Here is a 10,620-nt window from a genome sequence, read left to right as displayed (position 1 = left end):
GGGCCGCTTCGCGACGCAGTGCGCCTCCCAGGCACCGTGGATCGCCTCCGCCCCGCTGGGCGCGCACGAGGCGATGGCCCGTCTGGTCCTGCACCGTTACGAGCAGAGCCTGCCGGCCCGGTGGGCCGAGGCCGCCTGAAGCACCGCGCGGGCGACCCGCGGCCGCCCGGGACGAGAACCGGGCGGGTGACTGGGCTTACTGTCGACCCATGGAAGGCACCGCACTCTCCACGGCACACGACACGGCGCACGACCCCGCGTACGACCCGGCGTCGGCCGAACGCTGGGCCCCCGAACCCGACAAACGGCCCGGCCGTACCGCCTTCCAGCGCGACCGCGCCCGCATCCTCCACTCCGCCGCCCTGCGCCGCCTGGCCGGCAAGACGCAGGTGGTGACCCCCGGAACCAGAAGCCGGGCGTGGGACGCGAGCCCGCGCACCCGGCTCACCCACTCCCTGGAATGCGCCCAGGTGGGCCGGGAGCTGGGCGCGGCCCTCGGCTGTGACCCGGACCTGGTGGAGGCGGCCTGCCTCGCCCACGACCTCGGTCATCCGCCCTTCGGCCACAACGGCGAGACCGCGCTGAACGAGTTCGCCGACGACTGCGGCGGTTTCGAGGGCAACGCCCAGTCCCTCAGGCTCCTCACCCGCATCGAGCCGAAACGGTTCACCGAGGACCGTTCCGTCGGCCTGAACCTGACCCGCGCCACCCTCGACGCCGCCACCAAGTACCCCTGGCCGCGCGGCGGGCACCCCACCGCGCCCACGTCGCCGAAGTTCGGCGTGTACGACGACGACCGCGACGTCTTCGACTGGGTCCGGGCCCACGCCCCCGGCACCCGCACCTGCTTCGAGGCCCAGGTCATGGACTGGTCGGACGACGTGGCCTACTCGGTGCACGACGTCGAGGACGGACTGCACGCCGGGCACATCGACCCCGACTGCCTGCACGCGGAACCGGAACGGCGGGCGGTGTTCGAGGTGGCCGTCGGCCGCTACGTGCCCGCCGGCACCGACCCGGCCGAGCTCTCCGCCGCGCTGGACCGCCTCCAGGACGAGGAGTGGTGGCCGCACGGCTACGACGGCACGGCCACCGCCCAGGCCCGGCTGAAGGACGCCACCAGCCAGCTCATCGGCCGGTTCTGCCTGGCCGCCGAGACCGCGACGCGCGCCGCGTACGGCACCGGCCGGCTCACCCGGTACGCCGCCCGGCTGGTCGTACCCCGCGAGACCCGGATGGAGTGCGCGGTGCTCAAGGCGGTCGCGGACCGGTATGTGATGCAGCGCGCCGAGCAGGAGCGGCTGCGCGCCGACCAGCGGGTGATCGTCGCCGAGCTGGCCGAGGCGCTGACCGCCCGCGCGCCCGACGGACTGGACCCCCAGTTCCACGCGCTGTTCGACGCGGCGGGGGACGACCGGGCGCGCAAGCGGGTGATCGTCGACCAGATCGCCTCCCTCACCGACGCCTCCGCGCTGTCGCTGCACGCGAGACTGACGGGACACCGGTGAACGGAAGGTGACCGTGCGTGGCCTGATCGGGTCACACCCTCTTCCCGCATCACGCTGCGTGCGGGAGGCTCGCACGTGGCGGCACCCTTACGAGGAGGCATCAAGTGGTCGACGCGGATCAGACATTCGTCATCGTCGGAGGCGGTCTCGCCGGTGCGAAGGCGGCCGAGACGCTCCGGGCGGAGGGTTTCAGCGGACGGGTGATACTGATCTGCGACGAACGCGACCACCCCTACGAGCGCCCGCCGCTGTCCAAGGGCTATCTGCTCGGCAAGGAGGAGCGCGACAGCGTCTTCGTGCACGAGCCCGCCTGGTACGCCCGGCACGACGTCGAGCTGCACCTCGGCCAGACCGTGGACCACATCGACCGCGCGGCGAAGACGGTCCGCTTCGGTGACGACGGCACCCTCGTCCGCTACGACAAGCTGCTGCTGGTCACCGGCGCCGAACCGCGCCGCCTGGACGTCCCCGGCACCGGCCTGGCGGGCGTGCACCACCTGCGCCGCCTCGCGCACGCCGAGCGCCTGAAAGGGGTGCTCCAGCACCTCGGCCGGGACAACGGGCACCTGGTGATCGCGGGCGCCGGCTGGATCGGGCTGGAGGTCGCGGCCGCGGCCCGGGAGTACGGCGCCGAGGTCACGGTGATCGAACCGGAGCCCACCCCGCTGCACGGCGTCCTCGGGCCGGAGCTGGGCAATCTCTTCGCCGAGCTGCACCGCGAGCACGGCGTCCGCTTCCACTTCGGGGTCCGGCTCACCGAGATCGTCGGACAGGACGGCATGGTCCTCGCGGCCCGCACCGACGACGGCGAGGAGCACCCGGCGCACGACGTCCTCGCGGCGATCGGCGCGGCACCCCGGGTCGCGCTCGCCGAGGCGGCCGGGCTGGAGATCGCCGACCCGGCGCACGGCGGCGGCATCCTGGTGGACGAGCGGCTGCGCACCTCCGACCCCGACATCTACGCGGCCGGAGACGTGGCGTCCTTCCCGCTCGGGCTGTTCGGCACCCGGCTGCGGGTGGAGCACTGGGCGAACGCCCTGAACGGCGGCCCGGCCGCCGCGCGGGCGATGCTCGGCCGGGACGTCACCTACGACCGGGTGCCGTACTTCTTCACCGACCAGTACGACCTGGGCATGGAGTACAGCGGGTGGGCGCCGCCCGGGACGTACGACGAGGTGGTGATCCGGGGCGACGCGGGCAAGCGGGAGTTCATCGCGTTCTGGGTGCGCGAGGGACGGGTGCTGGCCGGGATGAACGTGAACGTGTGGGATGTCACAGAGCCGATCCAGAACCTCATCCGTTCCCGGGCCCGGGTGAACGTGGAGGCCCTGTCGGACCCGCACGTGCCGCTCGCCGGGCTCGTCCCGTGACCCGCGGAGGCACCGGGAGCCTCCCCGCGCCCCCGTAGAATTCATCCGTGGCAGGACGGATCAACGACGAGGACGTGAAGGCGGTACGGGACGCGGTCCCGATCGACGCCGTGGTCTCCGAGTACCTCCAGCTGCGCAACGCGGGCGGCGGCAACCTCAAGGGCCTGTGCCCGTTCCACGACGAGAAGTCGCCGTCCTTCCAGGTCAGCCCCAGCAAGGGACTCTTCCACTGCTTCGGCTGCCAGGAGGGCGGCGACACCATCACCTTCGTGATGAAGGTGGACCACCTCTCCTTCTCGGAGGCGGTCGAGCGGCTGGCCGCGCAGGCCGGCATCACGCTGCGGTACGAGGAGGGCGGGTACAACCCGGCCCACCAGCGCGGCGAGCGCATCCGCCTGGTCGAGGCGCACAAGATCGCCGCGCAGTGGTACGCCGAGCAGCTCGCCACCGGCGCCGAGGCCGAGACCGGCCGGATCTTCCTCGCCGAGCGCGGCTTCGACCAGGCCGCCGCCGTGCACTTCGGCGTCGGCTACAGCCCGCAGGGCTGGGACCACCTCACCCGCTATCTGCGCGGCAAGGGCTTCACCGACAAGGAGCTGATCCTCTCCGGGCTGTCCCAGGAGGGCCGCCGGGGCCCCATCGACCGCTTCCGGGGCCGCCTGATGTGGCCGATCCGGGACATCGGCGGCGAGGTCGTCGGCTTCGGCGCCCGCAAGCTGTACGAGGCGGACAACGGGCCGAAGTACCTGAACACGCCCGAGACGGCGATCTACCGCAAGAGCCAGGTGCTGTACGGCATCGACCTGGCGAAGAAGGACATCGTCAAGACCAGCAGCGCGGTGGTGGTCGAGGGCTACACCGACGTCATGGCCTGCCACCTGGCCGGGGTGACGACGGCCATCGCGACCTGCGGCACGGCCTTCGGCGGGGAGCACATCAAGATCCTGCGGCGGCTGCTGATGGACAACCGCAGCGCCCGCGTGATCTTCACCTTCGACGGTGACGCGGCCGGGCAGAAGGCGGCGCTGCGGGCCTTCGAGGACGACCAGAAGTTCGCCGCCGAGACCTACATCGCGATCGCGCCCGACGGCATGGACCCCTGCGACCTGCGGCTGGCCAAGGGCGACGAGGCGGTGGCCGACCTGGTCGAACCGCGCACCCCGCTCTTCGAGTTCGCGCTCCGGCAGATCGTGAGCCGGTACGACCTGGACACCCCGGCCGGCCGGGCCGCCGCGCTGGACGAGGCCGCGCCGGTCGTCGCGAAGATCAAGAACAGCGGCGCGCAGCACGAGGTCGCCGTGGAGCTCGCCGGGATGCTGGGCATCCTCGACACCCAGTTCGTGGTCCGCCGGGTCGCCCAGCTGGCCCGCTGGGCACGCGAGGGCGGCAGGGGCTCGCAGCCGTCCGACCGGCGCCGCCCGGACGAACGGCAGTGGGCCGAGGCACCGCGCCCGGTGAACTCCGGCCCGGCGCTGACCCTGCGCAACCCGGTCTACGCCGCCGAACGCGAACTGCTCAAACTCGCCCTCCAGCGGCCCGAGCTGGTCTCCCCGGCGTTCGACGCGTACGGAGTGGACGAGTTCACGGCACCCCCGTACGCGGCCGTGCGGCTGGCCATCGCGGAGGCGGGCGGCGCGGAGTACGGCCTGCCCGACCCGCAGGAGTACCTGGTCCGGGTGCGCGAGGCCGCGCCGGACGACACGGTCCGTTCCATGGTCACGGAGCTGGCCGTCGAGCCGATCCTGCGCCGCACGGTGGACGAGACCTACGCAGGCACCGTCCTGGTCCAGATCCGCCGCCGCGCCGTCGAACGCCGCATCCGCGACATCCAGTCCCGGATGGCCCGTCTCGCCACCGGCGGCGACCCCGCCGAACTGGCCTCCGTCCAGAACGAGTTGTGGGTCCTCCAGCAGTACGACCAGGCTCTGCGGGAACGGGGCGCGGAGGCGCTCTGACCGGGCGCCGGCCGTCTTCCCGCCCGGGCGGCGTCCGCGTCCTCCCCGTACCGTGGCCCGCAATTGCCGCTCGCATAGTCCGGCGAACCGCATAACCGCCGGGTCACCAGGCGGATGCAAAAAGTCACCGCACGCCCCTCGTGGCGGTGTTGTGTCGTACTCCACACTGGGGGCGGTGCCCGAGCCTCGGAGCGCACGCTGCCACTCGGCTTCGCAGCGATCATCCTGGAGGTCGCCCCCCGTGCAGACCCGGACCCTCGCCCAGACCGACAGCAGTACCAGCGCCACCCGCACCGGCGGGGACGAGCCGGACGCGGAGACCGGCGTCCTCGTGGCCGTACCCCCGCAGGGCCGGGCCGGCCTGGACCCGGAGCCGGCCGCCGAGGAGGCGCGGGCGGAGGGGCCGGACGAGTCGGACGAGCAGACGGAGGCCGAGGTCCCGGTCGTCGCGCGGACGGAGTCCGGCGGGCCCTCGGCCGACCTGTTCCGGCAGTACCTGCGCGAGATCGGCCGCATCCCGCTGCTCACCGCCGCCGAGGAGGTGGAACTCGCCCGCCGGGTCGAGGCCGGCCTGTTCGCGGAGGAGAAGCTGAGCACCACCCCCGACCTGGACAGCGAGCTGGCGCTCGACCTGGACCGGCTGGTCGTCATGGGCCGGATGGCCAAGCGCAGACTCATCGAGGCCAACCTGCGGCTGGTCGTCTCCGTCGCCAAGCGGTACGTCGGCCGCGGACTGACCATGCTCGACCTCGTCCAGGAGGGCAACCTCGGTCTGATCCGCGCCGTGGAGAAGTTCGACTACGCCCGCGGCTACAAGTTCTCCACCTACGCCACCTGGTGGATCCGCCAGGCCATGTCCCGGGCGCTGGCCGACCAGGCCCGCACGATACGCGTCCCCGTGCACGTGGTGGAGCTGATCAACCGGGTCGTCCGGGTGCAGCGGCGGATGCTCCAGGAGCGCGGCCACGAGCCCACCGCGGAAGAGGTCGGCGCCCATCTCGACCTCACGCCCGAGCGGGTCCGCGAGGTGCTGCGCCTCGCCCAGGAGCCGGTGTCACTGCACGCGCCGGTCGGCGAGGAGGACGAGGTCGCCCTCGGCGACCTCATCGAGGACGGCGACGCCGCGAGCCCGGTGGAGTCGGCCGCCTTCCTGCTGCTGCGCGAGCACCTGGACGCGGTGCTGTCCACGCTGGGGGAGCGCGAACGGAAGGTCGTACAGCTGCGCTACGGCCTGGCCGACGGGCGGCCGCGCACGCTGGAGGAGATCGGCCGGCTGTTCGGCGTGACCCGCGAGCGGATCCGCCAGATCGAATCCAAGACCCTCAACAAGCTCCGCGACCACGCGTTCGCGGAGCAGCTGAGGGGATACCTCGACTGAAGGGGCCTGAAGGTGCCTGAAGGTGACTGAAGGGGCCGCCGCCGGGCGGCGGCCCCCGCGCCTAGTCCACCTCGGCCACGGCCTGCGCGAACTGCGCCTCGTACAACCGGGCGTACGCCCCGCCGGCCGCCAGCAGCTCGGCGTGCGCGCCCTGTTCGACGATCGAGCCGTTCTCCATCACCAGGATGGTGTCCGCGTCCCGGATCGTCGACAGCCGGTGCGCGATCACGAACGACGTACGGCCCGACGCCAGTTTGGCCATCGCCTTCTGGATCAGCACCTCCGTGCGCGTGTCCACGGAACTCGTCGCTTCGTCCAGCACCAGGATCACCGGGTCGGACAGGAACGCCCGCGCGATGGTGATCAGCTGCTTCTCACCGGCGCTGACGCCCGTGCCCTCGTCGTCGATCACGGTGTCGTAGCCGTCGGGGAGGGTGCGGATGAAACGGTCCGCGTGGGCCGCCCGCGCCGCCTCCTCGATCTCCCCCCGCGTCACCTCGCGCGAGGCGCCGTAGGCGATGTTCTCCGCGATGGTGCCGCCGAACAGCCAGGTGTCCTGGAGCACCATGCCGATGCCGGAGCGCAGCTCGTCCCGGGTCATCCGGCGGATGTCCACCCCGTCCAGGGTGATCCGGCCGCCCGAGACGTCGTAGAACCGCATGAGCAGGTTGACCAGCGTGGTCTTGCCCGCGCCGGTCGGGCCGACGATCGCCACCGTGTGCCCCGGCTCCACCGTCAGCGACAGGTCCTCGATCAGCGGCTTGTCGGGGTCGTACCGGAACGACACGTGCTCCAGGCACACCCGCCCGCGCAGTTCGGCCGGCCGCTCGCCCGGCACCGGGTCCGCCTCCTGCTCCTCCGCGTCCAGCAGCTCGAAGATCCGCTCGGCGGAGGCCACGCCGGACTGCACCAGGTTCGCCATCGAGGCGACCTGCGTCAGCGGCATCGAGAACTGCCGTGAGTACTGTATGAACGCCTGCACGTCACCGATCGACAGGGCGCCGGAGGCCACCCGCAGCCCGCCGACGACCGCCACCAGCACGTAGTTCAGGTTCGACACGAACATCATCAGCGGCTGCATGATGCCGCTGTTGAACTGCGCCTTGAACCCGGCCTGGTACAGCGCCTCGTTCTGCTCGGCGAACTGCTGCGCCGACTCCTCCTGCCGCCCGAACACCTTCACCAGGGTGTGCCCGGTGTACATCTCCTCGATGTGCGCGTTGAGTTTGCCGGTGGAGCGCCACTGCTGCACGAAGTGCGGCTGCGACCGCTTGCCGACCCGGGTGGCGACCACGAACGACAGCGGGACGGTGACGAGGGCCACCAGTGCCAGGATCCAGGACACCCAGAACATCATCACCAGCACGCCGACGATGGTCAGCACCGAGTTGATCAGCTGGCCCATCGACTGCTGGAGGGTCTGCCCGATGTTGTCGATGTCGTTCGTCGCCCGGGACAGCACCTCACCGCGCTGGCGCTTGTCGAAGTACGACAGCGGCAGCCGCGACAGCTTGGCCTGCACGTCCTCGCGCATCCGGTACATCGTGCGGTTCACGGCCCGGTTGACCAGCCGGGTCGCGACCGCCATCAGCAGGCCGGCGACCAGGAAGGTGCCGAGGGCGAGCAGCAGCACCTCTCCCACGGCCGTGAAGTCGATGCCCTTGCCGGGGGTGAAGTCGGTGCTCTTCAGCATGTCCGCGACCCGGCCCTGGCCGCGCTCGCGCATGGAGTCGAGCACCTGCTCCTTGGTGGCGCCGTGCGGCATCTGCCGCCCGATGATGCCGGCGAAGACCAGGTCGGTGGCGCGGCCGAGGATCTTCGGGCCGACCACGCTCAGGCCGACGCTGACGACCACGCACAGCAGCAGCGCGTAGATGGTCAGCCGCTCCGGCCGGAACCGGGCGACGAGCCGTTTGCCCGACCCCTTGAAGTCCATCGAGCGCTGGTCGGGGCCGCCCCCGGCCATCATGCGTCCCATGGGCCCGGCCATCAGGCGGCCTCCGCTTCCGTCAGCTGGGAGAGCACGATCTCCCGGTAGGTCTGGTTGGCTGCCATCAGCTCGGCGTGCCGGCCGGAGCCGACCACCCGGCCCTCGTCCAGCACGATGATCTGGTCCGCGTCCCGGATGGTCGACACCCGCTGGGCCACGATCACCACGGTGGCCTCGGCGGTCTCCCGGGCCAGCGCGGCGCGCAGGGCGGCGTCGGTGGCGTAGTCGAGCGCGGAGAAGGAGTCGTCGAAGAGGTAGATCTCCGGGCGCTGCACCAGCGTGCGGGCGATGGCGAGCCGCTGCCGCTGACCGCCGGAGACATTGGTGCCGCCCTGCGCGATCGGCGCGTCCAGACCGCCCTCCAGCTTGGTCACGAAGTCCTTGGCCTGCGCCACCTCCAGCGCGTGCCACAGCTCCTCGTCGGTGGCGTCCGGATTGCCGTAGCGAAGGTTGCTGGCGACCGTGCCGGCGAACAGGTACGGCTTCTGCGGGACCAGCCCGACGGTCTTGGCGAGCAGCACCGGGTCGACCTCGCGCACGTCCACGCCGCCCACCAGCACCTGGCCGTCGGTGGCGTCGAACAGCCGGGGAACGAGCCCCAGCAGGGTCGACTTGCCGCTGCCGGTGGAGCCGATCACGGCCGTGGTCCGGCCGGGCCGGGCCGTCAGGTCGATGGACTTCAGCACCGGCTCCTCGGCCCCCGGATAGCGGAAGCCCGCGCCCCGGATCTCCAGGTGCCCGTGGGAGCGCAGCTCGGTGACGGAGGCCGCCGGCGGCACCACGCTGGACTCGGTGTCCAGCACGTCCTGGATGCGCTCGGCGCAGACCTCGGCGCGCGGCACCATCATGAACATGAAGGTGGCCATCATCACGGACATCACGATCTGCATCAGATAGGCGAGGAACGCGGTGAGGTCGCCGATGGCCATCCCGCCGCTGTCGATGCGGTGCGCGCCGAACCACACCACGGCGATGGACGACAGGTTCACCACCGTCATCACGATCGGGAACATCAGGGCCAGCAGCCGGCCGGTGGCCAGCTGCATCTCGGTCAGCTCCGTGTTGGCCCGGCCGAACCGCGGACGTCAGGCGTTACACGCACGTCCACTCGTTCTTCGACGGCCACGACCGGCACCGGGCCTGACGCGCCCGGTCGGCGCTCGTGCGTCCGGGCGGGCGTGATGCGCATGACCCCGATGGCGCAGGCCACGCGCAGACCGCTGGCGCGGTGAGGCGGTTCGCCGTCCCGGCAGGAGTGCACGAGCCGGTTCGCGGTGGCCTCCGCCCGGCCACGTCCCACCGGCGGACCCCGACCCGCCTGCCCGGGACCCGGAGGATGACCCCCTCGCCGCCGCGGTTCGGGCGTCCGTCGACCGTCGCGGAGCCGGCTGCGCCTAGGCGGCGCAGGTGAGGGCGGCGGGGATCAGGGCGAAGGTCCGCTCGATGAGTTCCGTCAGACCGTCGCGGCCGCCCTGGCCGCCCTGATCGGTCCAGCGCAGGCACGCCGTGCGCCAGGAGGCGACGAAGATCTCCACGGTGAGCCGGAGGCAGGTCTCGTCCACGCCGGCGCCGGATCGGCCGGCCAGTGTCTCGACCATGGCCCGGGTGGTGTCCTGGCAGTAGCCCAGGCTGTGCGACTGCAGTACGGGAACGGACTCCGACAGCTCACGCGTGGCCAGGAAGCGGCGTTCCCAGTCCGGGTCCATGTCCCCCAGGGTGGCGTTCAGGGCCACTCGGAGCACTTCGAGGAGCGGGCCGTCCAGCTCGGCGGCGGCCACGCGGTCCAGATACGCCGACCACAGGTCGCTGTCGGCGGCGAGCGCGACGTCCTCCTTGGACCGGTAGTTCCGGAAGAAGGTCCGCTTGGACACCTCCACCGCGTCGCACAGGTCGTCGAGCGTGGTGGCGTCGTAGCCGCGTTCGGTGAACAGGCGGAGCGCGGTCTCGGCCAAGGCGCGGCGCGTGCGCAGCTTCTTCCGTTCCCGTAGCGGCAGTTCGCGCAGATCGTCACTCACGCGGGGAGCCTACCACCCGGACGCGGTTGCCCTTTGACAGCTAATGCCACTCAGTGGCACTGTCGCCCAAGTGGCCATTCGAGGCCACTTCCTGCCGTCTCCTGAAGGAGCTCCTCCGTGACTACCGCTTCCGCGGGCCGCTCACGTCCGGCGATCACGCTGGCCGTGGTCTTACTCGCCTTCGCCACCGTGCCGATGTCCATCTCCGGAGCGGCCGTCGCGCTGCCCGGCATCGGCGAGGACCTGCACACCGCGGGGGCACCCCTGCAATGGGTCATGAACGCCTACAACCTGACGTTCGCCTCGTTCATGCTGGTCGCCGGGTCCGCGGCCGACCTGGTCGGGCGCCGGCGGGCCTTCGCGACGGGGTCGGCGGTGTTCGCCGCCGGTTCACTCGCCGCGGC

The 10,620-nt window shown here is 71.8% G+C and carries 7 protein-coding genes and 2 pseudogenes; 6 read left to right on the top strand and 3 right to left on the bottom strand.

What is annotated here, in order from left to right; translation table 11 throughout:
- The 5 genes and pseudogenes from H5J33_RS37400 to H5J33_RS12460 all read left to right on the top strand — a co-directional run.
- Positions 1–139, top strand: a pseudogene (locus H5J33_RS37400) (sirohydrochlorin chelatase); the annotation flags it as partial.
- Positions 140–209: 70 nt separating this feature from the next.
- Positions 210–1,508, top strand: coding sequence for a deoxyguanosinetriphosphate triphosphohydrolase (locus tag H5J33_RS12475; RefSeq protein ID WP_181794968.1), 1,299 nt, complete (start codon positions 210–212; stop codon positions 1,506–1,508).
- A 104-nt stretch (positions 1,509–1,612) separates the two neighbouring features.
- The gene (locus H5J33_RS12470; RefSeq protein ID WP_181794967.1) at positions 1,613–2,878 is read left to right on the top strand and encodes an FAD-dependent oxidoreductase; all 1,266 of its coding nucleotides are present in this window, start codon (positions 1,613–1,615) and stop codon (positions 2,876–2,878) included.
- 47 nt (positions 2,879–2,925) lie between these two features.
- Positions 2,926–4,833, top strand: a complete 1,908-nt coding sequence (dnaG, locus tag H5J33_RS12465) for a DNA primase (protein ID WP_181794966.1) — start codon at positions 2,926–2,928, stop codon at positions 4,831–4,833.
- A 241-nt stretch (positions 4,834–5,074) separates the two neighbouring features.
- Positions 5,075–6,211 carry an RNA polymerase sigma factor gene (locus H5J33_RS12460; RefSeq protein ID WP_181794965.1) on the top strand — a complete coding sequence of 379 codons (1,137 nt, stop codon included), beginning with the start codon at positions 5,075–5,077 and terminating at the stop codon, positions 6,209–6,211.
- A gap of 61 nt (positions 6,212–6,272) precedes the next feature.
- Here the strand turns inward: H5J33_RS12460 and H5J33_RS12455 are convergent, their stop codons facing one another.
- The 3 genes and pseudogenes from H5J33_RS12455 to H5J33_RS12445 form a co-directional block, all read right to left on the bottom strand.
- Positions 6,273–8,201, bottom strand: coding sequence for an ABC transporter ATP-binding protein (locus tag H5J33_RS12455; protein ID WP_181794964.1), 1,929 nt, complete (start codon positions 8,199–8,201; stop codon positions 6,273–6,275).
- Positions 8,201–9,280: pseudogene (locus H5J33_RS12450) on the bottom strand (ABC transporter ATP-binding protein); the annotation flags it as partial. The pseudogene H5J33_RS12450 and the gene H5J33_RS12455, both read right to left, overlap by 1 nt.
- Before the next feature lie 315 nt (positions 9,281–9,595).
- Entirely contained in the window at positions 9,596–10,216 is a 621-nt protein-coding gene (locus H5J33_RS12445) for a TetR/AcrR family transcriptional regulator (RefSeq protein ID WP_181794963.1), read from the bottom strand.
- Positions 10,217–10,333: 117 nt separating this feature from the next.
- Here H5J33_RS12445 and H5J33_RS12440 point away from each other — a divergent pair.
- A partial coding sequence (locus tag H5J33_RS12440) for an MFS transporter (protein WP_309485389.1) occupies positions 10,334–10,620 on the top strand: 287 nt, incomplete at its 3' end.

It is taken from the genome of Streptomyces sp. WELS2 (assembly GCF_013870595.1).
GTDB lineage: Bacteria > Actinomycetota > Actinomycetes > Streptomycetales > Streptomycetaceae > Streptomyces.
This window is presented reverse-complemented; position numbering and strand designations above follow the sequence as displayed.